The 22,977-nt window shown below is 63.8% G+C and carries 22 protein-coding genes; 14 read left to right on the forward strand and 8 right to left on the reverse strand.

Annotation, left to right across the window (positions count from 1 at the left end):
• Positions 1-73: 73 nt before the first annotated feature.
• The 3 genes from QUV21_RS15335 to QUV21_RS15345 all read right to left on the reverse strand — a co-directional run bounded on the left by QUV21_RS15335 (position 74) and on the right by QUV21_RS15345 (position 3,627).
• On the reverse strand, positions 74-751 hold the full coding sequence (locus QUV21_RS15335) for a fumarylacetoacetate hydrolase family protein (protein WP_300856125.1): 678 nt from the start codon (positions 749-751) through the stop codon (positions 74-76).
• Position 752: 1 nt separating this feature from the next.
• On the reverse strand, positions 753-2,615 hold the full coding sequence (locus QUV21_RS15340; protein WP_366908229.1) for a serine hydrolase: 1,863 nt from the start codon (positions 2,613-2,615) through the stop codon (positions 753-755).
• 304 nt (positions 2,616-2,919) lie between these two features.
• Positions 2,920-3,627, reverse strand: coding sequence for an HAD family hydrolase (locus QUV21_RS15345; protein ID WP_300856128.1), 708 nt, complete (start codon positions 3,625-3,627; stop codon positions 2,920-2,922).
• A 153-nt stretch (positions 3,628-3,780) separates the two neighbouring features.
• Between QUV21_RS15345 and clpS the strand changes: the two genes are divergently transcribed.
• Genes clpS through QUV21_RS15360 form a run of 3 tightly spaced genes read left to right on the forward strand, consistent with a single transcriptional unit; the run spans position 3,781 to position 5,965 of the window.
• The gene (gene clpS / locus QUV21_RS15350; RefSeq protein WP_300856388.1) at positions 3,781-4,101 is read left to right on the forward strand and encodes an ATP-dependent Clp protease adapter ClpS; all 321 of its coding nucleotides are present in this window, start codon (positions 3,781-3,783) and stop codon (positions 4,099-4,101) included.
• A 48-nt stretch (positions 4,102-4,149) separates the two neighbouring features.
• A complete protein-coding gene (locus QUV21_RS15355; protein WP_300856129.1) occupies positions 4,150-5,133 on the forward strand; it encodes a class I SAM-dependent methyltransferase in 984 nt (327 codons plus the stop codon).
• A 19-nt stretch (positions 5,134-5,152) separates the two neighbouring features.
• Positions 5,153-5,965 carry an SDR family oxidoreductase gene (locus QUV21_RS15360; RefSeq protein WP_300856130.1) on the forward strand — a complete coding sequence of 271 codons (813 nt, stop codon included), beginning with the start codon at positions 5,153-5,155 and terminating at the stop codon, positions 5,963-5,965.
• Here the strand turns inward: QUV21_RS15360 and QUV21_RS15365 are convergent, their stop codons facing one another.
• Positions 5,966-6,358 carry a hypothetical protein gene (locus QUV21_RS15365; protein WP_300856132.1) on the reverse strand — a complete coding sequence of 131 codons (393 nt, stop codon included), beginning with the start codon at positions 6,356-6,358 and terminating at the stop codon, positions 5,966-5,968. It lies immediately after the preceding gene.
• Positions 6,359-6,432: 74 nt separating this feature from the next.
• On the opposite strand from QUV21_RS15365, the gene hemF reads away from it, so the two are divergent.
• The 9 genes from hemF (at position 6,433) to iolG (ending at position 15,635) form a co-directional block, all read left to right on the forward strand.
• Complete coding sequence (gene hemF / locus QUV21_RS15370) at positions 6,433-7,293, forward strand: oxygen-dependent coproporphyrinogen oxidase (protein ID WP_300856133.1); 861 nt, start codon at positions 6,433-6,435, stop codon at positions 7,291-7,293.
• A 26-nt stretch (positions 7,294-7,319) separates the two neighbouring features.
• Positions 7,320-7,673, forward strand: a complete 354-nt coding sequence (locus QUV21_RS15375) for a hypothetical protein (RefSeq protein ID WP_300856134.1) — start codon at positions 7,320-7,322, stop codon at positions 7,671-7,673.
• Between the two features lie 180 nt (positions 7,674-7,853).
• Positions 7,854-8,918, forward strand: coding sequence for an ABC transporter substrate-binding protein (locus QUV21_RS15380; protein WP_300856389.1), 1,065 nt, complete (start codon positions 7,854-7,856; stop codon positions 8,916-8,918).
• Positions 8,919-9,001: 83 nt separating this feature from the next.
• Entirely contained in the window at positions 9,002-9,877 is an 876-nt protein-coding gene (locus tag QUV21_RS15385; protein WP_300856135.1) for an ABC transporter permease subunit, read from the forward strand.
• Positions 9,874-10,656 carry an ABC transporter permease gene (locus QUV21_RS15390; protein ID WP_300856136.1) on the forward strand — a complete coding sequence of 261 codons (783 nt, stop codon included), beginning with the start codon at positions 9,874-9,876 and terminating at the stop codon, positions 10,654-10,656. The genes QUV21_RS15385 and QUV21_RS15390 overlap by 4 nt, the downstream gene beginning before the upstream one ends.
• Positions 10,656-11,714, forward strand: a complete 1,059-nt coding sequence (locus tag QUV21_RS15395) for an ABC transporter ATP-binding protein (RefSeq protein ID WP_300856137.1) — start codon at positions 10,656-10,658, stop codon at positions 11,712-11,714. Before QUV21_RS15390 ends, QUV21_RS15395 begins: the two co-directional genes overlap by 1 nt.
• Before the next feature lie 104 nt (positions 11,715-11,818).
• A complete protein-coding gene (locus QUV21_RS15400; protein ID WP_300856138.1) occupies positions 11,819-13,225 on the forward strand; it encodes an FAD-binding oxidoreductase in 1,407 nt (468 codons plus the stop codon).
• Positions 13,226-13,276: 51 nt separating this feature from the next.
• On the forward strand, positions 13,277-14,470 hold the full coding sequence (locus QUV21_RS15405) for an MFS transporter (RefSeq protein WP_300856139.1): 1,194 nt from the start codon (positions 13,277-13,279) through the stop codon (positions 14,468-14,470).
• 163 nt (positions 14,471-14,633) lie between these two features.
• Entirely contained in the window at positions 14,634-15,635 is a 1,002-nt protein-coding gene (gene iolG / locus QUV21_RS15410; RefSeq protein ID WP_300856140.1) for an inositol 2-dehydrogenase, read from the forward strand.
• Positions 15,636-15,949: 314 nt separating this feature from the next.
• Here the strand turns inward: iolG and QUV21_RS15415 are convergent, their stop codons facing one another.
• Together QUV21_RS15415 and QUV21_RS15420 are read right to left on the reverse strand one after the other, a co-directional pair.
• The gene (locus QUV21_RS15415; protein ID WP_300856141.1) at positions 15,950-16,786 is read right to left on the reverse strand and encodes a hypothetical protein; all 837 of its coding nucleotides are present in this window, start codon (positions 16,784-16,786) and stop codon (positions 15,950-15,952) included.
• Between the two features lie 104 nt (positions 16,787-16,890).
• The gene (locus tag QUV21_RS15420; RefSeq protein ID WP_300856142.1) at positions 16,891-17,571 is read right to left on the reverse strand and encodes a hypothetical protein; all 681 of its coding nucleotides are present in this window, start codon (positions 17,569-17,571) and stop codon (positions 16,891-16,893) included.
• Between the two features lie 103 nt (positions 17,572-17,674).
• On the opposite strand from QUV21_RS15420, the gene argE reads away from it, so the two are divergent.
• A complete protein-coding gene (argE, locus tag QUV21_RS15425; protein WP_300856144.1) occupies positions 17,675-18,835 on the forward strand; it encodes an acetylornithine deacetylase in 1,161 nt (386 codons plus the stop codon).
• Positions 18,836-18,885: 50 nt separating this feature from the next.
• Here the strand turns inward: argE and QUV21_RS15430 are convergent, their stop codons facing one another.
• On the reverse strand, positions 18,886-19,491 hold the full coding sequence (locus QUV21_RS15430) for a DUF1287 domain-containing protein (RefSeq protein ID WP_300856145.1): 606 nt from the start codon (positions 19,489-19,491) through the stop codon (positions 18,886-18,888).
• A gap of 100 nt (positions 19,492-19,591) precedes the next feature.
• Between QUV21_RS15430 and mnmH the strand changes: the two genes are divergently transcribed.
• Positions 19,592-20,647 (forward strand): tRNA 2-selenouridine(34) synthase MnmH, encoded by a 1,056-nt coding sequence (gene mnmH, locus QUV21_RS15435; RefSeq protein WP_300856146.1) that lies wholly within the window; start codon positions 19,592-19,594, stop codon positions 20,645-20,647.
• A 70-nt stretch (positions 20,648-20,717) separates the two neighbouring features.
• Here mnmH and selD read toward each other — a convergent pair whose 3' ends face one another.
• The gene (gene selD / locus QUV21_RS15440; RefSeq protein ID WP_300856147.1) at positions 20,718-22,910 is read right to left on the reverse strand and encodes a selenide, water dikinase SelD; all 2,193 of its coding nucleotides are present in this window, start codon (positions 22,908-22,910) and stop codon (positions 20,718-20,720) included.
• Positions 22,911-22,977: the final 67 nt, after the last annotated feature.

Here is a 22,977-nt window from a genome sequence, read left to right on the forward strand (position 1 = left end):
AGAAAGGTCGCCTGCGCAGCCCGGGGGCTGCTTGGCTCCGGATTTTTTTGAGTATTTGGGAAAAGGGCAAGCCTCAGGCGATGGTCACGGTTGCCGATTGCAGCCCGTCGATTTCAACCTTGCAGGTATCACCGCGTTTGAGGGGGCCGACCCCGGCCGGGGTGCCGGTAAAGATCAGATCCCCCGGAGACAGGCTGACAAGTTGCGACAGCGCCGCGATGATCGCGGCGGGGGACCAGATCATGTCGGACAGCCGCGCTTCCTGACGAAGCGCACCGTTCACCGTGCAACGCAAACTGGCGTCCGGCATCGGGCCGGGGCGGATGGCCCCCAGCACGGCGGATTTGTCAAAGCCCTTGGCCATGTCCCACGGCCGGCGCGCGGCCTTTGCCTCGGCCTGAAGGTCGCGGCGGGTCAGGTCATTGCCTGCCGCATGGCCCCAGATCATCGCCGGGGCGTCGGCCTCGGTCACCATTGCGCCGGACTTGCCGATGGCAATCACCAGTTCGGCCTCGTGGTGCAGGTTGGCGGTTGCGGTCGGATAGGGGATGCGGCTGCCGCTTTCCACCACCGCGTCGGCGGGTTTGGTGAAGAAGAACGGCGGCTCGGTCCCCGGTTCGCCGCCCATTTCGCGGGTGTGTTCGTCATAGTTGCGGCCAACGCAGAAGATCCTGCGGACCGGGAAGCGCTCGGGCCTGCCGGTCACGGGCAGGGTGACGGTCGGGAAGGCCGGAAAGACCAGAGCAACCATCTTAGCCCCCCACGGTTTCGCAGGTGACAGCGCGGGCGCGCAGACGGCGGCAGGCAAGTTCGGCCTGATCTTCAGTCAGCCCCATGAAGCTGGCCCGCCACTTGCCGCCTGACTGGCTGGTCTTGCGCAGGCCTTCGTTCAGCGTCGCGCTTTCGGCAAGCGCGGTCTTCAGAAGCGCCCGCTCGGCGTCATAGCGCGAGGTGTATTCCCCGACATTGACCCCGAAATGCCGCCCGCCAGAGGTGGACATGACCACCACGACTTCCTGACCGGTACCGGCTTCAGCCCCGGCATCGGCGGTTTCGATGCTGTCGAAGATCGGGGCTTTTCGCGAGGGCTGCGGGGCGACGACGGTGGCGGCTGCGAATCCGGTATCCGGGGGCAGGATCGCGGTGGCACCTGCAACCGTTTCCACGGCCGTGATGTCGCCAAGGAGGCTCGCCGTCGTCAAGGTGTCTTCGGTCGAGGCGCTGATGCCGGGGTCGGTGACCACAAGTTCCGCTGTGGCAACGACGATTTCTTCCGCTGCGGCTTCCGGGTCGATCTGCGGTGAAGCGTCAAGCACCGGAGCGGCCGCCGCGACTGCCAGCGACGTTTCCGGCAGCACTTCTCCGACCAGCGTTTCCGGGCGCGGCTTCGGTTTCATGCCGACAAGGGCAGGATCGACCGTGGCAACCACCAAGGTTTCGGACGCCGGAGCCTCTGGTTGCACGGCTGCGGCTGCCAGCGCGATGGCCTGACCGTCAAGCGATCCGTCGGCCGCAGGGGCCGGGTCCGGCTGATCGACCACCGGGGCCGCTGCGGCAACAAGCGTTTCGACCGGCACTTCGATCTGTGGCACCTCTGTCGGCGCCTCACCGGCAGCAATTGCCTCGGCCTGAAAGTCAAGCGTGCCTTGCGGTGCCGGTTTTGCCGTGACTTCCGCCAGGGCGCCTGCAATGCCTTCGGCCATTGCGATGGCGACTGTATCCGGTACCTCGGGCAGAACGGGGCGCGCTCTTGGGCGCGGCGAGGATTTCACTTCGCCCGAAACGCGCACTGTCTTGGCAGCACCGCCTTCGACATCCAGCTCGTCGATATCGGGCTTGGCCGAAGCGATCAGCGCGTCATTGGGCAGGGCGGCCGGTGCTTTGGGCGGCTGTTCCTTGACGCGGTTCTTGGCCGCGCCGAAGCCGATATCCATCAGCTCGCGCATCTTGGCATTGCGCTGTACCGTCGATGTGCCGCCAAAGACCGTTGCGATGATCCGCTTCTTGCCGCGCACTGCCGATGCGGTCAGGTTGAACCCGGCGGCAGAAGTGTAGCCAGTCTTGATCCCGTCCGCGCCTTCATAGGCATCAAGGAAGCGAGAGTTCGTATTGGTCACCGTCGCCACCCCCGCATCCGCCGTGCGGCGGGAGAAGATGTTGTAATACTGGGGGAAATCGTAAAACAGATGGCGGCCCAGAATGTTCATGTCGCGCGCGGTGGACAGATGGCCGTCCGCTGTCAGCCCATGGGCGTTGCGAAACGTGGTGCTGCTCATGCCAAGCTGTTTCGCCGTCCGGGTCATCCGCTTGGCAAAGGCCAAATGGTCGCCGCTGATCTGGTCGCCAATGGCCGCCGCCGCGTCATTGGCCGACTTTACCGCTGCCGCGCGGATCAGATAGCGCAGCGCTATCTTTTGCCCTTGCTTCAACCCCAGGCGTGATGGTGGTTGCGAGGCTGCATACTTCGACACGGTCACCCTGCTATCGAGTGAAAGACGCCCGGCCTCGATTTCCTGAAAGGCGATGTAAAGCGTCATCATCTTGGTCAGGGACGCCGGATGCAAACGCGCATTGGCGTTGTGTTCAAACAGGATTTCGCCCGTTCGCGCGTCCATCACGATGGCCGCATAGGGTGCTGCATGTGCCGGGCTGGTCACCACAAGGGTGAGAGCCACGAATATCATGAAAATTGTGCGAATAATGCGCCCGATAAGCGATGCCACGTCGCCTGTCCCTTTTGCCTGTGCGGCCCGAATTTCCGGTGCCAAGTTCTGCCTCGACCGGAAGGCTAGCACAGAGTGTTCAATCCGAAAACCGAAAAAATCCAATGGCTTTGGGCAAGTAATTCATGTTGCCAGAAGAAAGCCGCGGTAATCGAAGGCGGGCAGCCATATCTTGCGCAAGCCGGGCTATGCGCTGCTATCTGTGGGGGGCGGGCTTCAAACGTGCCACAAGGTCCGGCAAGGCGCCAAGACTGTTCAGCGCGTGAAACCTGGTGTGATGCGTCGGAGGGTCGGCGGCTTCCAGCGCCCAAGTCAGCCCGTGAGGCACATGCACGCCCCATGACCCTGCCTCGATCGCCGGGATCACGTCGGATTTCAGCGAGTTGCCCACCATCATCGCCTGATCCGGTCCGGTGCCGTGCCGGGCAAAGATCGTGCGATAGGCGGCAGGGGTCTTGTCAGACACGATTTCCACCGCGTCGAACAGGTCACCAAGGCCCGACTGCGCCAGTTTGCGTTCCTGATCCAGAAGGTCGCCCTTGGTGATCAGGACCACGCGATAGTCCGCCGCCAGCGCGGTGACGGTGGCCCGCGCCTGCGGCAGAAGATCGATCGGATGTTCCAGCATCTCGCGACCCGCTGCGATAAGTTCGCTGATGACACTGGCGGGGACACGCCCGCCCGTCACCTCGATTGCGGTTTCGATCATCGACAGGGTGAAGCCCTTCACGCCAAAGCCGTAATGCCCCAGATTGCGTCGCTCGGCTGCCTCAAGCCGTTCGGCCAGATGGTCCGCCCCAGCATGGTCTGCCAGAAGCCGTATGAAACGGTCCTGTGTAAGGCGAAAGAAGGCCTCGTTCTGCCAAAGGGTGTCGTCAGCATCGAAGCCGATGGTCGTCAGCATGTTCCGTCCCTTGATCGTCGCCAAAGCGCCCACCGGAAAGCCTTGTGAACGCCGCCCCTTTTCGCCAGCCTAGAAAAGGCTATAATTTGACTGTCCGGTGCAACCCCCGAATCCGTCTGGAGCTGATCTGTCGTGTCTTCACGCCCGCTGACCATGTCTGACAAGACCGATGGCCCGGGCCAGGATACATCGATTCTGACCAAGACCAAGGCCAAGACCCAGCGTCCGCCGCTCTACAAGGTCATGCTGCTGAACGATGACTACACCCCGATGGAATTCGTCGTGCATGTGCTGGAACGGTTCTTCGGGCTGAACCATGCCCAGGCTTTCGACATCATGTTGACGGTCCACAAGAAGGGGCTGGCCGTTGTCGGCGTCTTTTCCTTTGAGGTGGCCGAAACGAAAGTGGCGCAAGTGATGGATTTCGCGCGCCGCCACCAGCATCCGCTGCAATGCACGATGGAAAAGGAATGACCTTCCATTGCCCAGCGGAAAGGGCATAGGGGGCTGCGGCCCCCGCCCATGCGATCCGCTCGCCTCACCCTTGCGCTGGACACTGGCGCACTGACCCTTCCGCCAGAGGGGCGCATTGCTGTCTATCGCCCGCGTATCGGCGATGACCTGTCTGTCTTGCCGCGTGACCGGGTGACGGTGATCACCGGCTTCAAGCCGGATCATGACCATTTCGCCGGGGTTTACGCCGTCACGCCAGCCCCGCCTTATGCGGTGGCCATCGTCTGCCTGCCCCGTGCGCGTGAAGCGGCGCGGGCGTTGATTGCCCAGGCCGCAGCCGAGGTTGCGCCAGGTGGCGTCATCGTGGTCGACGGGCAGAAGACCGACGGGATCGACACCGCGCTGAAGGATCTGCGCGGTCGGGTGGATCTGTCGGAAAGCCTGTCAAAGGCGCATGGCAAGCTGGCAAGTTTCGCCGCCGGGCTGGACCTGTCGGATTGGGCGGCCCGGCCCCGCCAGATCGAGGGCGGGTTCCAAACCCTGCCCGGCGTCTTTTCGGCCGATGGGCCAGACCGTGGGTCGGTCTTGCTGGCGGCAGCGTTGCCGGCCAAGTTCGGCGGCAAGGTTGCCGATCTGGGGGCGGGCTGGGGCTATCTGGCCCGGGCAATCCTGACCCATGCAGGCGTCAAGCGGCTGGATCTGGTCGAGGCAGAGGCGGATGCCCTTGCCTGCGCGCGGGTCAATATCACCGACGAACGGGCGCGGTTCCACTGGGCCGATGCCACGACCTTCCGCCCCGAGACGCTTCTGGATGCCGTGGTGATGAACCCGCCCTTCCATTTCGGGCGCGCGGCTGATCCGGGCCTGGGGGCTGCCTTCATCCAGTCCGCCCGGCGAATGCTGGCACCAAGCGGATCGCTGTGGCTGGTTGCAAACCGTCATCTGCCCTATGACGCCGCGCTTTCGGCGGCCTTTCTGGAACACCGCGAGGTTGCCGGTGACAGCGCCTTTCGGGTGATCCATGCCATCAAGCCCATCCGGGCCAAACCCTGACAGACGACGGAGCCGCCCAATGTCCTTTTCCGTTTCCGGCAAGACTGCCATCGTTACAGGTGCCGCCGCTGGCATCGGTCTGGCCATCGCCCGGCATCTTGTGGACAAGGGCGCGAACGTGATGTTCGCCGACATAGACGAAACCCGTCTGGAGGCGGAGGTGGGCGAAGAAGCGCGCGCCGAAGGGCCGGTCCGCATGTTTGGCGGCGACCTGACCGAAAAGCTGACGATTGCCAACCTGATCTCGGCCACCATCGACGCTTTTGACCGGGTCGACATTCTGGTCAACGCCAACCGCCGGATGGTGACCTCTGACCTTCTGTCCCCCGAGGCTGACGGGGTCGAGGAGCTTTGGCGGCAGAATGTGCTGACGGCCCTGCGCATGTCGCAGATCACGGCCAAGCGGATGATCCAGCATGCCGCGCGCAGCGAGACCGAGGCTGGGACGACAGTTGGCACCATCATCAACATCTCGTCAATCACTGCACAGACCACCCGGCCGGAACTGCTGGCCTATTCGATGGCAGCGGCGGCGATGGATCAGATGACCCGGTCGCTTGCTGTCGGTCTGGCGTCCAAGGGCATCCGGGTCAACGCCATTGCCTTCGGTTCGGTGATGAGCGCAAGCCTTCAGGCCGCGTTGAAGGAAAACCCCGGCTTTCGCGACGAAATCGCCGATGCCACACCCCTGAACCGCATTGCCGCGCCCGCCGAAATGGCCGAAACGGTGCAATTTCTGGCGTCGGACGCATCGGGCTTCATCACCGGGCAGGTGCTGACCGTGGACGGCGGCCGCAGCATCCTTGATGCGGTGCCAGCGCCAGCCCATTGATCATTCGGGATATTGTGCCTTGCACTGGGCGATGACAGCTTCGGCCTTGCGGGCAAGTTCCTTGCGCTTGATCTTCAGGCTGTCCAGTTTGCGCGCTTCGGCGGCAAGGTCGATTGCCTTCGGTCGATCCACGATCACAGCCCGCTCTTTCAGGCACAGCCGCGGCTTGACCGGTGGCGCATCGGGCAATTGCGGTTGTGGGCAATACCCCCAATAGTCTTCGTAAATCGTTGTCTTTTCAAACGCATAGCCGCGTTCAAGATTGCCCTCGACCTCAACGATCAACCGGTCAACGACACGCAGGTCGCGGGTATTGTAGGAAATGCACTGTTCCTGCGGCGTGCCACAGGCCGCCAGCAGGGCAAGCGCGGTAATGGTAAGGCGTTTCATCATGCGATCCTCAGGCTCTTGGAAAGCGGCGCCAAGGGGTGCTAGGCATGGCGCTGTCAGCAGATGGAGACAACAGGATGACCGATCCCTTTGACAGTCGCAAGGCACGCGCGGCGGCGTGGTTCCATACCTTGCGCGACCGGATCGTTGCGGCTTTCGAGGATCTGGAGGATCGGTTCGCTGACGGCCAGCCCGGCCGATTCGAGGTGACTCCCACGACTCGTGCAGATGGTGGCGGCGGCATCATGAGCGTGATGCGCGGCGGCAAGGTGTTCGAAAAGGTCGGTGTCAACTGGTCGGAAGTTCACGGCAGCCTTGGCGAAAAGGCGCAGCGCGCGATGGCCGCGCGCGGGGTTCCCGGCATGGCCGAAGACCCCCGGTTCTGGGCCAGCGGGATTTCCCTTGTCGCCCATATGGTCAACCCGCATGCCCCGGCGGTGCATATGAACACCCGGATGTTCTGGACCCCGGGCGCGTCATGGTTCGGTGGCGGGTCCGACCTGAACCCTGCGATCGAATATGCCGAGGATACCGCGGATTTCCATGCCGAGATGCAGCGCGCCTGTGACGCGCATGCGCCGGACTACTACCCGCGTTTCAAGGCTTGGGCCGATGAATACTTCTTCGTACCGCACCGGGGCCGGGCGCGTGGGGTTGGCGGCATCTTCTTTGATGACCTCAATACCGGCGACTGGGAAGCTGACTTCGCCTTTACCAAGGCCGTGGGCGAAGCGTTCCTGCCCGCCTTCCTGCCGGTGACCGAACGCCGCCTTGCCACCCCCTGGTCCGAGGCCGACAAGGACGTGCAACTGATCCACCGCGGACTCTATGCCGAGTATAATCTGGTTTATGACCGCGGCACCAAGTTCGGGCTGGAAACCGGGCATGACGCGAACGCGGTGCTGATGAGCCTGCCTCCGGTGGCCAAGTGGACCTGAACCGCGCGTCAGAAGGGAATGGCAAGATGGCCGACATCACCGTGAAGGCCGCCTATGGGTCGGTCGTCGAGGACGAGGGCTTTCTTTTCATCGGCTTTGCCGAGGGCGAGGAAGAAGAAGAAGGCTATATCCTCTTTCGTCAGCCCATCGGGGGTGGTCCGGTCTGGTTTGAGGTCAATGACGAAACCTTTGCGGCTGAAGAAGCAGTCCTAATGGCCAGGAAAGGACCAAAAGGCCTTGAAATCACCCTTCGGCCGGAACTTGCTGCGACCTTCGGCTTTGCGACCAGTATTGCGGTGAAGATCGGGCCGGGCTGCGAAGACGCCGACGAGGCGCTTGCGGCACTTGCTGCGATGCTTGGTCCACGCTGGACTGAGTGACGCCTGCTGGCGATTGCGCCTTGTCATAAGTTTCGTGTCACTGTTACCTGACTGTTACACAACGTCACCAAGAAGAAGGCCGCGAGAGCCTTTGGGGCGACGACTTTCTGCGCCATTGATCCACCTGGGAGAATTCCAATGCTGAAAAGAAACATCCTCTGCTTGACCACAAGCCTGACCATGATCGTGTCGGCCGGTGCCGCCTTCGCCGAAGGCCACATGGCCGAGCTTGAAGCCGCGGCGAAGGCGGAAGGCATGCTGTCCACCATCGCCCTGCCGCATGACTGGTGCGGCTATGGCGAAGTGATCGCTGGCTTCAAGGCCAAGTATCCGGAAATCTCGGTCAATGAACTGAACCCCGACGCGGGTTCGGCTGACGAGATCGAGGCCGTGAAGGCCAACAAGGACAACAAGGGTCCACAAGCGCCTGACGTGCTGGACGTGGGCCTGGCCTTTGGTCCGCAAGCCAAGGCCGAAGGTCTGACGCAACCCTACAAGGTTGCGACCTGGGACGAGATTCCGGACGGGATCAAGGATGCCGATGGCCATTGGTATGGCGACTATTACGGCGTGATGTCTTTCATCGTGAACAAGGACATGGTCGACAATGTGCCGCAGGACTGGGCTGACCTGCTGAAGCCGGAATACGCGGGCATGGTGGCACTTGCGGGTGATCCGCGCGCGTCGAACCAGGCGATCCTGGGTGTTCTGGCGGCTGGCATGTCGACCGGCGCCGCCCCCGGTGAAGCTGCCGGCAAGGCCGGGCTGGAGTTCTTCAAGGCCCTTAACGATGCGGGCAACTTCGTGCCGGTCATCGGCAAGGCCGGCACGCTGGCGCAAGGTACGACCCCCATCATGATCATGTGGGACTACAACGCCCTTGCCGCCCGCGACACGCTGGCCGGCAACCCGCCGGTTGAGGTCGTGGTGCCGAAGTCGGGCGTTCTGGCCGGTGTCTATGTCCAGGCGATCAGCGCCTATGCGCCGCAGCCGAACGCCGCGAAGCTGTGGATGGAATACCTTTACAGCGACGAAGGTCAGCTCGGCTGGCTGAAGGGCTACTGCCACCCCGCGCGCTTCAATGCGATGGCCGCTGCTGGCAAGATCCCGGCCGACCTTCTGGAAGCTCTGCCCCCGGCAGAATCCTATGAGGCCGCCTACTTCCCGACGCTTGAAGAAGTGGACGCGAACAAGGCCGCTGTGACCGCTGGCTGGGATGCCGTTGTCGGCGCCAACGTCGAGTGATCTGAACGCCTGCTCCGGACACGATCCCGGGGCAGGCAAACCATTCAGGCGGCCGTCAGAGCCGCCAATCTTCCGGGGGATGCATGGCGAAGGATACTGTCCGGCGCGCAAGGCGAAGGCTGCCGCTTGAGTGGCTTGGCATTCTGCCATTCGCGATCTTTGCCGTCCTGTTCCTGATCTTGCCGACAATGCGCATCGTGATCGGTGCATTCCAGACCGCCGATGGCAGTTTCACCTTCCAGAACATGCTGGATCTGAACACGCCCTCGATCGTGAACGCCTACTGGACCTCGATCAAGCTTAGCCTGATAACCGCAGGGTTGGGGTGTGCCATCGGATTTGCCATGGCAGCGGCGGTGGTGTTTGGCGGGTTGCCCAAGGGTGTCCGGTCGCCGCTCCTGACCTTCTCGGGCGTGGCGTCGAACTTTGCGGGTGTGCCGCTGGCCTTTGCCTTCATTGCCACGCTTGGTCCGGCCGGGTTGATCACCATCTGGCTGCGGACAGAGTTTGGCATCAACCTTCGGGGCATGGGGTTCAACCTTCTGTCCTTCTGGGGGCTGGTGATCACCTATCTCTTTTTCCAGATCCCCTTGATGATTCTGATCATCATTCCGGCCCTTGACGGGCTGAAGCGCGAATGGCGCGAGGCGGCGGCGGTCCTGGGGGCCACGGGCGCGCAATACTGGCGGATGGTGGCGCTGCCGATCCTGTTTCCATCGCTGCTCGGCACCTTCGCGCTTTTGTTCGCCAACGCCTTCGGGGCGGTGGCCACAGCCTTTGCCCTGACCGGACCTCAGTTGAACATCGTGCCGATCAAGCTCTTTGCGCAGATCCGGGGTGATGTGCTGGGCAACCCGAACCTTGGCTTTGCGCTTGCCTTCGGGATGATCGTGATCACCGTCATCGCCAACACGATCTACATCGTCTTGCGCGTCCGGTCGGAGAGGTGGCTGAAATGACCCGCTTCTTCGCATGGTTCGCGCTGATCTTCGGCTGCCTCTACTTCCTTTTGCCGCTGGTCGGGATGACCGAGTTCAGCCTCAAGATGCGGCGTGGCGAATATTCCTTCGATGCCTACCGCCGCGTGTTCGAGGATCAGCGGTTCTGGGATACCTTCGGCTATTCCCTTGCCCTGTCCGCCGCGACAATTGTCGTCGGCGTGCTTTTGGTGGTGCCGACGGCCTATTGGGTGCGGCTGAAGCTGCCGCAGGCCCGTCCCTTCGTGGAATTTGTCACGCTCTTGCCTCTGGTCATTCCGGCCATCGTTCTCGTCTTCGGCTATATCCGGCTTTACAACACCTCCAGTGTGCTGCCGCTGACCGGGTCGGCCTTCGGGACCGATTTCCTGCTGACCATGGGCTATACCACGTTGGCGCTGCCCTATATGTATCGCAGCGTTGATACGGGCCTGCGCACCATTGACGTGGCCACCCTGACCGAGGCGGCGCAATCGCTGGGCGCAGGGTGGATCACCATCCTTGCCCGGATCATCCTGCCCAATGTCATGGTTGCCGTGCTGTCAGGGGCCTTCCTGACGCTGGCGATCGTGCTGGGCGAATTCACCATGGCTGCGCTGTTGAACCGCCCGGCTTTCGGCCCCTTCATGCAGCTTCTGGGCGCCAACCGCGCCTACGAGCCGCCCGCCCTTGCGGTCATTGCCTTTGCGATCACATGGGGCTGCATGGGCCTGATGCAGCTGGTCACCCGGCTGTCGAAACACGAAAGGGCCAAGGCCTGATGAGCTTCCTTACGATCTCGCATCTGGAAAAGGCCTTCGGGTCCAATCTGGTGGTAAAGGACTTCAATCTGGAGGTCGCGAAAGGTGAGTTCATCTCGCTGCTCGGGCCGTCCGGCTGCGGCAAGACCACGGTCCTGCGCATGGTGGCAGGGTTCGAGACGCCGACCTCGGGCAGTATCACGATTGGCGGGCAAGAGGTGACGGGCCTGAAGGCCAACGCCCGCAACATCGGGATGATGTTTCAGGCCTATGCGCTGTTTCCGAACCTGACGGTGGCCGACAACGTGGCCTTCGGTCTGAAGGTGAAGGGCGTGCCGCGCGCAGAACGTGAGTCTCGGGTTTCCGAGATGCTGAACCTGATCGGCCTGGCCGAAATGGCCGGGCGCTTTCCGTTCCAGCTTTCCGGCGGGCAGCAACAGCGGGTGGCTCTGGCGCGCGCCTTGGCCCCTAGCCCGCGGGTTCTCTTGCTGGATGAACCGCTGTCGGCGCTGGATGCCAAGGTTCGGGTGTCCTTGCGCAATGAAATTCGGGAAATCCAGCAACGGCTGGGCATCACGACGATTTTCGTGACCCACGATCAGGAAGAAGCGATGAGCATCTCTGACCGGATCGTGGTGATGAATGCCGGGATCGCCGATCAGGTCGGATCACCGTTCGAGATCTACAACCGGCCGACCACCCGCTTTGTCGCGAACTTCGTCGGCACGCTGAACACCTTTGCCGTGAAAGTTGAAGATTCGGCTGCCGGCAAGGTCCGTCTGGGTGGCGCGCTTCTCACGCTGCCGCCGGGCCTTTCGGCCGGTATGGGCGCCGAAATGGCCATCGCGCTGCGGCCCGAGGCTTTGCGGCTTGGCCGCGAGCCGGGCTATGAGACAGTGATCAAGGGCTGGATTGAAGAGGTTCATTTCATGGGCTCCATCATCCGGCTGCGCGCGCGGGTGGCCGGAGAGCTTGTGGTGATGGATACGTTCAACCGCGCCGACCAGCCGCCCCCGGTACCAGGAACAGAAGTGGAGATCAGCCTTTCCGGCAAGGATGCCATTATCCTGAACGGATGACGCGGGGCCAAGATCCTTTAAAGGATTTTGCAAATCCTTTCGAAAAGATTTGAACCTTTCCCTCTGGCGTAGTTCTTGCTGAGCTGCGTGAAATGGGGGCTGCAATGGCATTGACTGACGATCTGGTGGCGGTTGTGGGGGCCGCTCATGTGCTGGCCGGGGCAGACAGTGCCGGCTATGCGCGCGACTGGATGGGCAAGTATCACGGCGCGCCGCTGGCGGTGGTGCGCCCTGCGTCCACGGCCGAAGTGTCCGCCTGCGTCAAGGTGGCGGCAGCGCATGGGGTGCCGGTGGTGCCGATCTCCGGCAATACCGGGCTGGTCGGCGGGACGATGACGACGGGCGGCGTGATGGTCAGCCTTGAACGCATGAACCGGATCCGCGCGGTGAAACGTGACGCGCGGCTGGTGGTGGCTGATGCCGGGGTGGTCCTGACCCGCCTTCATGACGCGGCCGAGGCCGAGGGGCTTTACTTCCCGCTGTGGTTCGGCGCGCGGGGGTCGGCGATGCTGGGGGGGGTCTTGTCCACCAACGCCGGCGGGTCGAACGTGCTGCGCTATGGCTCAACCCGCGCCTTGTGTCTGGGGCTGGAGGTGGTGCTGGCCGATGGTCGGGTGCTGGACCTGATGAGCGAGTTGCACAAGGACAACTCGGGCTATGATCTGAAAAACCTTTTCATCGGGGCGGAGGGGACTCTGGGAATCATCACGGCGGCTGTGATGAAGCTGGTGCCAGCGCCTCGCGCCCATGCCACGGCGACGGTGGCGGCGCGGTCCTTGCCGGATGCGCTGGTCTTGCTGAACCGCATGCAAGAGGCGACCGGGGGTCGGGTGGAAGCGTTCGAGTTCATGCCCCGCACCTATTCGGAGCGGCTTAAGACAGCCCGGCCCGATCTGGGGCTGCCCTTTGACGAAATCCCCGAGGTCACCATCCTGATCGAAGCCGCAACCACCGTCCCGAACGAAGCCACCCCCGATGCGGCGGGCGAGGTGCCTTTGGTCGGCCTGCTGGAATCCGTGCTGGCCGAGATGCTGGAGGCGGGGCTGATCACCGACGCCGTCCTTGCGCGCAGCGAACAGCAGCGCCGCGCCATGTGGGCGCGGCGTGAGGCTGCGGCCGAAATCACCCTTGGCCTGACGCCTGCCGTGGATACCGATGTTTGCCTGCCGCTGGACAAGGTTGAAGGCTTCCTGGCCGAAACCCTACGTCGGCTGGACGCTGTGGACCCGGGGCTCAAAAGCCTGACGGTGGCGCATCTGGGCGACGGCAATCTGCATTTTACCGCGTTTCCCACGCGCGACGATGCCGACTTGAAAGACAAGGTGATGGAGACAGTCGAGGATGTTGTCCAGGATCTTGGCGGCAGCTTTTCGGCGGAACATGGGGTGGGGCTTTCCAAGCTGAACTCCATGGCGCGGCGCAAGAACCCGGTGGCTCTGGATGTCATGCGCGCGATCAAGGCGGCGCTTGACCCGGCCGGGCGGATGAACCCGGGCAAGGTCATTCCCTGACCCTGCCGGGCCAGCTTGCGCCTGACGAGACGGCAGGATAGCCATCTGCCCATGCTGTCGATCCGCCTTGTCCTGAGCGATCCTGCCTTGCGTGCTGCGGGGCTGGTCATTGTCCTGCAAGGCGCCATCGTTTGCAGCTTTGGCCCCTATTTCTCGACCCTTGCGGTCAATGCCTTCGGCTTTGGGGACCGGGGTTTTGCGGTCTTGCTCGCGCTGTCATCGCTGGTGTCGGTGACGGCTTCGGTGGCGGGCGGTATTCGCGCGGACCAGACGGCGAACCGCCGACAGGTGACGCTGGCGGCGGTAGTGGCGCTGGCCGTCGGGATGGGGCTGATGACGCTGGTGCCGGGGCCATGGATCTTTGCCATTGCGGCGGCGCTCTTGTTTCCGATGGGGTCCGTCACATTCGGGCAGGTCTTTGCGCTGGCCCGGATGGCAGCAACCCGTCATCCCGTGGCGGAACGTGATGGCATCATGGCCGTGATCCGGGCGCTGTTCGGGCTGCCGTTCGTGGTGGTGCTGCCGCTTTGGGCCGTGGTCTTTGCGAAAGGGGCCGAGGTCACTTGGATCTTCCCGGTCGGGCTTGTCATGGCCGGGGGCATGTTGCTGGTGGTGCTGCGCCACTGGCCGAAAGATGGCGCGACCGCTTGGGAGGACAGGCCGAGCGGGCTGAGCTTTCGGGCCGCGCTGGCCGAAATGGGCCGTCCACGGCTTGCAGGGCGGGTGCTGGCACTGGGTGCGGTGAACGCTGCGGCCACAGTCTATATTGCCATTGTCGCTTTGGTCATGGTGGCCGATGTCGGGCGCGGCACGGCTGATGTGGCGCTTTATGTCGGGCTGGTGGCCGGGCTGGAGGTGCCGTTCATGCTGATGTTGCCAACGCTGACGCGTGGCATGGACCGGACGCTTCTGATCCTTGCCGGTGCGAGCCTTTACGCGGTGCATGTGGCGCTGTTGCCGGTGCTGGCGGGAAGCTGGGCGGTCTGGCTGCTTGTCTGGCCGGCGGCAATCGGCGGGGCGGTAACGCTTACCGTGCCAATCGCCTATCTTCAGGATCTTCTGGCGGATCGGCCCGGTGCCGGGTCCAGCCTGATGGCGGTGCAGCGGCTGGCGGGCGATGTGATTGCCGCGCTTTGCTTCGCGCTTGGCACCTTGCTTGCGGGCTATGGCCTGGTGGCCGCGTTCGGGGTTGGAGTTTCCCTCGTCGGGGCGGTGGCGCTATGGTCAGCAGATCGCCAGCGATAATGGAATTATCCTGTTGAAGATTGCCTTGTATGGAATATTAGTTCCACAACGACGCTGAGTCTTTCGGCCTGAAGTCAGACCCGGAAGACCCAGGCGCAGAACAGAACGGCCACTGGCCAAGACCATTGAACACGCGGGGATCAAGCCCGAGCTAAGGAGAAAGATGACAATCCGTTTTGGACTTCTGGGCGCAGGGCGCATCGGAAAGGTGCATGCGAAAGCGGTCACGGGCAATCCGGCCGCCGTGTTGGTGGCGGTGTCCGATGCAATGCCCGCCGCCGCGCAGGCGATTGCGGATCAATACGGCTGCGAAGTGCGCACGATCGACGCCATCGCCGCCGCCAAGGACATCGACGCGGTGGTGATCTGCACGCCGACCGACACCCATGCCGACCTGATCGAACAGTTCGTGAAGGCCGGAAAGGCCGTTTTCTGCGAAAAGCCGATCGATCTTTCTCTGGCACGGGTGAAATCCTGCCTTGAGGTCGTCAGGGCGCACAAAGGCACATTGATGGTCGGCTTCAACCGGCGCTTTGACCCGCATTTTGCCGCCGTGAGGGCCGAGATCGACAAGGGGACCGTTGGCGCGGTGGAGATGGTGGTGATCACCAGCCGTGATCCCGGCGCGCCGCCGGTGGATTACATCGCGCGGTCGGGCGGTATCTTCCGCGACATGACGATCCATGATTTTGACATGGCCCGCTTCCTGCTGGGTGAGGAAGTGGCCGAAGTTTCGGCCATGGCCGCCGTGTTGGTCGATCCGGCAATCGGCAAGGCTGGCGACAGCGACAGCGTCCAGGTGATGCTCAAGACGGCAACCGGCAAGATGGCAGTCATCTCGAACTCGCGCCGGGCGACCTATGGTTATGACCAGCGGATCGAGGTGCATGGCTCCAAAGGGGCCGTCAGCGCTGAAAACCAGCGCGCTGTCAGCATCGAAGTGGCGACAGGGGCAGGGTATACCCGGCCGCCGCTGCATGATTTCTTCATGACGCGCTACACGGAAGCCTATGCAGCCGAAATCGCGGCATTCATCGATGCGATGGACGGAAAGGCCACGGCAAGCCCATCGGGCGAAGATGGCCTGCTGGCGCTTGCGCTTGCCGAAGCGGCACTGAAATCGGTCGCAGAAGGCCGTACGGTGAAAGTCAGCGAAATCCTGTAAGGGGCATCTGCAGTCCGCCGGCGGGTGTGACGAATCGAGAATGCTGCGCAGCGAAGCCCAACGGATTGCTGCGCAGCATTATTGATTCTTGCGGCCATGCTGCGCAGAAATCCTGAGCCGGGACGATGCAAAAAGCCTGAAAATATTGGCGGCCTTCTCAGGTCTGAGGCTGCCGAGTATCAGGATTGCTGCAAGAAATTCTGCGCAGCAAAGTATATAAAACAATAGCTTGAAGGTTCGTCCGTGGTGCTTGGCCGCAGCGCCGGATCCGAACCTGCTGGGGCTGCTTCTTCAGGGTCACCGTCAGGGCAGGCTCAATTCGTCAAGAGTTGGTAGCTAGTGCTTTCCCGCCCGGCGTTCCGGACCGTGACGTAGAAATGGCCATCGCGCACGGGCGTCCAGTGGCAATGAAACCTGTCTGACCGGCCGATATCAAGGCAGACAAGGGTGCCGTTTGCGTCAGATACGGCCAGATCAAGGGTTTCGTCGCCACCGCCAATGACGGCGATCTCGGCATCGAGGCTTCCTTGGAACGGAATCTCCCAAAGATCGGTACCTCCGGCTGGCAGTCGCGAAAGCCATGACGCCGCGGTGCCGATCCGCGCGCCGGGGCCTTCCGCCATCGCCTCCTCGATCAGTCCAAGCAGGATCTCGTCATCGCCGGCAAGGTTGGAGGCCGTGCCAAACATCGCCTCGACCGAAGCGGGAGGGCTTCCGTCATCTTTGGATGACTCGCCAAAAAGCATCACCTTTGCTGCGGGTCGTGGCGCGCCCGTTGCGAGGGGGGGCGGGGCCTTGGGATCTGTCGGGACAGGCAACTTGCTTCCGGCCAGAAATCCCTGCCCAAGGCCATCAAGCGTCAGCGTCGCGGGGTCAAGAGCGGCAGGTTCCTGCACCACGACCTCAACAGAGGCGGCAAGTCTCGCTGCGGCAAGGACCGTCAGCGCGTCACCTTCCCGGATGCCAAGAGTGTGAAGATCCCGGGCAAGGACAATGGTCGCGGCACCACCCGGCGCGGCATTTCCGGCAGGAGAACCGCTATTGCTGTAGGATTGGTCCTCGGCGAAGGCAGGAAGGCAAAGGGCAGCAAAGGTGGTGGCCGCAAGGGCGCGGGAAAGGGATTGGGCGCAGGACATGGATTGCGGTTTCATGACTTGGTCCAATGGCCTCGCCCCGGGCGAGGCGTGTTCAGATTTACCGCATTTCGGCACAGTCTGGAAAATGAAAGCGCGGCACGACACATTCCGACGCCCCCTCAATTTCCGAACAGGCGATAGTCAGCGGCGGCCTGTCCGTCATTCTTCAGACGGAGGGCAAAAAAGCCGTTGCGGGCCGGCGTCAGGCGACACAATGCCGGCCTTGACGAAGGTGGCACGGCGCAAAGGATATTGTCGGCATCATCTGTCAGGGTCAGGCTCAACTTGCTGCGACCATCGCTGATCAGCGCCAGTTCTGTACCGACTTCGCCAAAAAGAGCGATACGCCAGGTCGCGGACTGCCCGGGTGCCAGATTGCCCGAGGTGGTGACCGCAGTTTCAAGCCTTGCGCGCGGCAATTGCGCGTCAAGATCGTAGACCAGATCTTGAAGCAAGGGATCATCGGCCGCAAGGTTCCGGGCAATGGCAAGGGCCACGTCACTTGCCGGGTCGGGGAAGTCGGCCGGAAGTTGCGGGTTCATCGGGTCCGGGTCGGCCCGTTCCCAGGCATTTGCAGGACGCAAGGTCACGCTGCGGGCAAGGCGAATTGCGACGACCAGCGCCAGAACCTCTCCATTTTCAAGAGCATGCAGGTAGGCCCGCTGGGCGGTAGCAAGCCGTGACGCGGCGCCGAAGGTGTTGGCCGGATTGGCAGACAGGTTCGGCTCCTCGGCCCGGACGGGTGAGAAGTTCAGGGCAACGGACAGCGCAAGGCTCAGGGCGGTGGCAAGGCGGTGCATGGGGGTCCGATACCTCGATTGCACCAACTGTGACAAAGGCTACCGGCCGGGACAAGTGAGGAAACCTTCCCGCGGTGGCCGTTTCGCGTTAGCACGGGCGCAAATGGAGTCGGTGATGCGCGAGATCCTTGGTCGTCTGGTGAGTTTTGACACGGTAAGCTCGAAGCCGAACATCGACCTTATGGTCCATGTGAAAGGGATGCTGGAAGCAGCCGGGATCGCGGTCCAGCTGATCCCCGATGCCAGCGGCGGCAAGGCCAATCTTTACGCCACCACCGGGCCGTCGGGGGTTGGGGGTGTCATGCTGTCCGGCCATACCGATGTGGTCCCGGTCGAGGGGCAGGCGTGGTCTCGTCCCCCGTTCCAGTTGACCGAAGGTGAGGGGCGGCTTTACGGGCGCGGCACCACGGACATGAAAGGCTTTGTTGCCTGTGCGGTCGCGGCGATGCTGGATGCCGCGCGGCGGCCCTTGCGCGTGCCGCTGCATCTGGCGCTGTCATATGACGAAGAGATCGGCTGCATGGGGGTGCGCAGTCTGATCGACATGCTGAAGGCGGCCCCGGTGCGGCCCCGTTTCTGCATTGTGGGGGAACCCACGGGGATGCAGGTGGCAACCGGACACAAGGGCAAGGTCGCGCTTCGTGCCACCTGCACGGGCCGCGAGGGGCATTCGGCACTGGCACCCCTTGCCCTGAACGCGCTGCATCTGGCGGCGGATTTCCTGGGTGCCGTGCGCGGGTTGCAGGCCGAACTCGCGGTGACGGGACTGCGCGATGGTGATTATGACGTGCCGTATACCACGCTGCATGTCGGCAAGATGTCGGGCGGGGTGCAGGTCAATATCGTTCCAAATCGAGCGGTTCTGGATTTCGAGATCCGCTCGCTTGCGGGCGAGGATGTGCCTTCCCTGATCTGGCGGCTGGAAGCGGCGGCCGAAGCGATCGTCGCCCCCCTGCGGGCCGAATTTCCCGAAGCCGCGATTAGCGTGGAACGGCTGTGGGATTACCCCGGCCTCGGCACGCCTTCGGATGCCGGGGTGGTCAATTTCGTCAAGGGGCTGACCGGGGCGAACGGGACGATCAAGGTCGCTTTCGGCACGGAAGGGGGCCTCTTTGATCAGCGGCTGGGGATTCCCACGGTGATCTGTGGCCCGGGATCGATGGCGCAGGGCCACAAGCCCGACGAGTTCGTGACGATTGAACAGCTGGAGCGGTGCGAGGCGATGCTGGTGGCTTTGATCGGGCGGTTGGAGGTGGGGTTCTAGGCTGGCGTTTGCCTTTGGTGGGGCGGGGGACAGTCGGGGCAGGCCCCGACCTACCGGGTCAGCGATTTCAGGCGGTCAGCCTCATCCGCGCCGATGCGGTAATGGCCGGTCATCGGGTAGGCGAACAGGATGTCTTCCTCGTGCGCGCCGACACCGATGTTGTGCAGCACAAGCGGGATGCCGTCTTCGGTCCGGCGATCGGACAGGATGCCGATATGGGACAGGTTGCCGGGCAGGGTCCAGGTGATGATGTCACCCGGCAGATAGGGCGTGGGGCCGTCGGTCAGCGGCAGGTCGGCGCCGATGCGGGTCAGAAGGGTCCGAAGGTTCGGCACGCGGCGGTGGTCGATGTTGCGGTCGGGCCGGGTCAGGCCCCAAAGCGGCGGATAGGCGGCGAAATGCCCGGCCATGTCGCGGTGGACCGCAAGTTGCAGGTCGATCCCCCATGCATCACGCAGCGCCCGGATCACCACATCGGTGCAGACGCCCCGATCACGCGGCAGGTCGCCACCGGGGAAGGCAAGGGCTGCGTAGGCCGGGTCATAGGTGACGGTGACGCCGATCTGGGTGCGGGCAGCCTCGGTCAGGCGTGACGGCTCCACCCCGGAAATCGCCGGGCCGGCCAGAAGCACCACAAGAAGGGCAAGGCTGCGCATGTCGAAAAGGATGCGCCTTTCGCAGCAGTCTGGCGAGGGGGGAATTCCGGCCCCTTGTCCGGGGTGGCACCTTTCCGCCGGGGTTGGTAATAGCTTCGTGATGGCGATCACCCTTACCTCACTGGCCGACCTTGCGGCGCATGGCTTCGATGACATCATCGACGTGCGCGCCCCTGCGGAATATGCCGAGGACCATTTGCCGGGGGCGATTTCCCTGCCGGTCCTGAATGACGAAGAACGTGCGCGGGTCGGGACGATCTACAAACAGGTGTCCCCCTTCACGGCCCGCAAGCTGGGTGCTGCGCTGGTGTCGCGCAATGCGGCGGCGCATCTGGAAGGCGTGCTGGCAGACCGGCCGGGGGGCTGGCGTCCCTTGGTCTATTGCTGGCGGGGTGGGCAACGGTCGGGCTCGTTCGCGACGATCCTTGGCCAGATCGGCTGGCGCGTGGAAACGCTGGTGGGCGGTTACAAGGCTTGGCGCGGGTTGGTCGTGGAGGCGGTCTACAACACGCCGGTCAAGGCACCTGTCGTGGTGCTGGATGGCAATACCGGGTCTGCCAAGACCGAGATCCTGAACCTGCTGCCGGGCTTTGGTGTGCAGGTGATCGATCTTGAAGGTCTGGCGCGACATCGCGGGTCACTGTTCGGGTCGGTGGGTGCGCAGCCGTCGCAAAAGGCGTTCGAGGGTGCGCTGGCGCAGGCTCTGGCTGGGCTCGACCCATCACGTCCGGTGGTGGTGGAAGCGGAAAGCTCCAAGATCGGTGAGCGGCGGTTGCCGCCGGAAATCTGGAAGGCGATGATCGCAGCCCCCCGGGTGGCGATTGCCGCCCCCCGCGCCGCGCGGGCCGAGTATCTGGCGCGTGCCTATGGCGATCTGACGGCGGATGCCGGGCGGTTGGTTGCCACTGTGGACATGTTGCGCCCCATGCACCCGGCCGAGGTGATTGCCGAATGGCAGGCGCTGGCCGGGGCGGGGGCGTTTGTTGCGCTGGCCGACAGCCTGATGGAACGGCATTACGACCCGCGCTATGGCAAGCACCGGGCGCGGATGGCGGTGAAGGTCGCCGAGGTGCAGGCCGACGATCTGGCACCCGACGCGCTGCCGGGGATCGCGGCGCGCGTGGCCGAAGCGGTGCGCGGGCTGGCTGGATTATAGCCGGAATATTACGGAAATTCCGGGACGATTCCTGAGCAGAAACAGCGGACCTGTCGTCAGAGCTGGGCGGTCAGGTCGTGACGGTCAGATGCGGTGCGCCCGTTGTGACCGTACCGATGATGGCGGCATCGTGGCCCGCAGCCTGAAGCTGCGTCAAAAGGTGCGTGGCCTTGTCGGCTGGCACCGCGGCAAGCAAACCGCCTGCCGTCTGCGGATCGGCAAGCAGCAGACAGCGCGGGTCTTGCGGCGCGGTCATCCGCCAACTGATTGCCGCAAGGTTCGCCGGGTGCAAGGACGATCCGTGGCCCGCCTTGGCCAGATCCAGCGCGCCCCGCATCAGGGGAATATCGTCCAGCCGGATCGTGGCTGCGGTGGCCGAGGCGTCCAGCATTTCCAGCAGGTGTCCGGCAAGGCCGAACCCGGTGACATCGGTCATGGCATGGGCCTCGGCGGCAAGGATTGCAGCGGCGCTGCCTTGGGCGCGGGTCATCTGCGCGATGCATTCGGTCCAGACCTCGCCCAGCATCAAGGACGGAAGTCGGGCCATGGCCATTTCAGCGGCAAGAATGGTGCCGGACCCGATGCGTTTGGTCAGGATCAGCGCGTCCCCCGGCCTTGCGCCGCCCTTCGCAATCGGACGCGCGGCGGTTCCGGTGACGGTAAAGCCAATCGTCAGTTCGGCCCCTTCGGTGGAATGGCCACCGACGATATCCGCCCCCGCCGCGCGGAAGGTGGCGGCAGCGGTTTGCATGATCTCGGCCAGCATCCGGGCCTGAAGGTCGGGTCCAAGCCGGGGCAGCGTGACCTGCGCCAGCGCCACCTGTGGGGCAGCCCCCATCGCCCAGACATCGCCAAGTGCGTGCAGGGCTGCAATGCGGGCCATCAGGCGCGGATCATGGGTAAAGGTGCGCAGGTGGTCGGTCGTCAGCACCTGCACGCCGTCGGGGGTGGACAGGATCGCGGCATCGTCACCGGGGCCAGAGCGGACCTCGACCCGCATCGGTACGGGCAAGGTCGCAAGCGCGGTGGCCAGCACCCCCGGCCCAAGTTTCGCACCACATCCACCGCAAAGCGGGCGCTGGTCAACGAAGGCGGCAAGGCCCTCGGTGACGGGGGTCGGCAGGTTTGGTGTGGGCATTGCGGGATAGTCGGTGAAACGGTCCATGAAGGCGCGGTCGATCCGGTCCTTCAGCCGCCACAGGCGCGGGCCGGTGAAGGACAGCCGCCATTTCTCGGCCGTGGCAGATTTCCCGCCCAGCGAGATCAGCTTCAGATAGTCGGTTTGCGGGCGGAAGGCGCGCAGCGGCTGGCCTGCAAGGGTGGCGCGCAGGTTGTGCAAAAGCACCGGTGCGGCGCGGACGGCGAAGACCCCGGCCTTTGGGCGCGGATCGCCGGTGATGGTGGCACAGTCGCCGCTGGCGAAGATCCGGGGGTCAGAACTGCGCAACGTGGCATCTGTGGTCAGAAAGCCCTGATCCAGCACAAGCCCCGTATCGGCCAGCCAAGGCTGCGGGCGCGCACCGGTGGCAGTCAGGGTGAAGTCGGAACCGATTGCCTCGCCCGTGGAAAGGGTCACGCTGTCCGCGCCCACTTCGGTGACCTCTGCGCCCGGGCGCAGCGTGACGCCAAGGCTGGCAAGCTGCCGCAGAACAGTGCGGCGGGCGGCTGCCGAAAGCGCGGGCAAGGGGCTGTCCCCCCGGTCAATCAATGTGACTTGCGCCTTGCTGCCCTGGGCCTGCAACCGGTGCGCGGTCGCCAGCGCCAGCTCCACCCCGCCAAGACCTGCGCCAAGGATCGTGACGCGGGGATAGGCCAGCCGACGGGCCACAAACGCCTCCCAGGCGGCGGCATAGGCCCCCAGTGGCTTTGCGGCAACGGCATGGTCTGCTGCGCCGGGCAAGCCGGGCAGGTCCGAGGTGATGCCGATGTCGATGGCAGCAAGATCATAGGGCAGGGGCGGCTGGCCGGAAAGCCGGATGAGTCGCGCTTCGCGGTCGATGCCGGTGGCACGGTCAAGGATCAGCCGCGCGCCGGCAAAGCGGGCAAGGCGGACAAGGTCGATCATCAACTCGTCGCGCCGGTAATGTCCGGCGATCAGGCCGGGCAGCATGCCGGTATAGGGTGCCACGGGATCGGGGTTGATGAGCGTGACGCGGGTGCCGGGCAACGGGTCCATCGCCCACATGCGAAGGACCAGAGCATGGGAATGGCCACCCCCCAGAAGGACAAGGTCGCGGATCGGGGGCTGGGTTGCCGGGGTCATCTTTGGGGCTTTTCCTGAAACGGCCATGCCGCCGCTTTTGGGGCGGTTCCGCTGTGACCGCAAGAGA

The organism is Tabrizicola sp. (genome assembly GCF_030373185.1).
GTDB lineage: Bacteria > Pseudomonadota > Alphaproteobacteria > Rhodobacterales > Rhodobacteraceae > Tabrizicola.

Coding starts and splice junctions, on each gene's coding strand:
- QUV21_RS15335 (WP_300856125.1), bottom strand. CDS start 751: ATGGTTGCTCTGGTCTTTCCGGCCTTCCCGACCGTCACCCTGCCCGTG.
- QUV21_RS15340 (WP_366908229.1), bottom strand. CDS start 2,615: ATGGACGCGCGAACGGGCGAAATCCTGTTTGAACACAACGCCAATGCG.
- QUV21_RS15345 (WP_300856128.1), bottom strand. CDS start 3,627: ATGCTGACGACCATCGGCTTCGATGCTGACGACACCCTTTGGCAGAAC.
- clpS (WP_300856388.1), top strand. CDS start 3,781: ATGTCTGACAAGACCGATGGCCCGGGCCAGGATACATCGATTCTGACC.
- QUV21_RS15355 (WP_300856129.1), top strand. CDS start 4,150: ATGCGATCCGCTCGCCTCACCCTTGCGCTGGACACTGGCGCACTGACC.
- QUV21_RS15360 (WP_300856130.1), top strand. CDS start 5,153: ATGTCCTTTTCCGTTTCCGGCAAGACTGCCATCGTTACAGGTGCCGCC.
- QUV21_RS15365 (WP_300856132.1), bottom strand. CDS start 6,358: ATGATGAAACGCCTTACCATTACCGCGCTTGCCCTGCTGGCGGCCTGT.
- hemF (WP_300856133.1), top strand. CDS start 6,433: ATGACCGATCCCTTTGACAGTCGCAAGGCACGCGCGGCGGCGTGGTTC.
- QUV21_RS15375 (WP_300856134.1), top strand. CDS start 7,320: ATGGCCGACATCACCGTGAAGGCCGCCTATGGGTCGGTCGTCGAGGAC.
- QUV21_RS15380 (WP_300856389.1), top strand. CDS start 7,854: ATGATCGTGTCGGCCGGTGCCGCCTTCGCCGAAGGCCACATGGCCGAG.
- QUV21_RS15385 (WP_300856135.1), top strand. CDS start 9,002: ATGGCGAAGGATACTGTCCGGCGCGCAAGGCGAAGGCTGCCGCTTGAG.
- QUV21_RS15390 (WP_300856136.1), top strand. CDS start 9,874: ATGACCCGCTTCTTCGCATGGTTCGCGCTGATCTTCGGCTGCCTCTAC.
- QUV21_RS15395 (WP_300856137.1), top strand. CDS start 10,656: ATGAGCTTCCTTACGATCTCGCATCTGGAAAAGGCCTTCGGGTCCAAT.
- QUV21_RS15400 (WP_300856138.1), top strand. CDS start 11,819: ATGGCATTGACTGACGATCTGGTGGCGGTTGTGGGGGCCGCTCATGTG.
- QUV21_RS15405 (WP_300856139.1), top strand. CDS start 13,277: ATGCTGTCGATCCGCCTTGTCCTGAGCGATCCTGCCTTGCGTGCTGCG.
- iolG (WP_300856140.1), top strand. CDS start 14,634: ATGACAATCCGTTTTGGACTTCTGGGCGCAGGGCGCATCGGAAAGGTG.
- QUV21_RS15415 (WP_300856141.1), bottom strand. CDS start 16,786: ATGAAACCGCAATCCATGTCCTGCGCCCAATCCCTTTCCCGCGCCCTT.
- QUV21_RS15420 (WP_300856142.1), bottom strand. CDS start 17,571: ATGCACCGCCTTGCCACCGCCCTGAGCCTTGCGCTGTCCGTTGCCCTG.
- argE (WP_300856144.1), top strand. CDS start 17,675: ATGGAGTCGGTGATGCGCGAGATCCTTGGTCGTCTGGTGAGTTTTGAC.
- QUV21_RS15430 (WP_300856145.1), bottom strand. CDS start 19,491: ATGCGCAGCCTTGCCCTTCTTGTGGTGCTTCTGGCCGGCCCGGCGATT.
- mnmH (WP_300856146.1), top strand. CDS start 19,592: ATGGCGATCACCCTTACCTCACTGGCCGACCTTGCGGCGCATGGCTTC.
- selD (WP_300856147.1), bottom strand. CDS start 22,910: ATGACCCCGGCAACCCAGCCCCCGATCCGCGACCTTGTCCTTCTGGGG.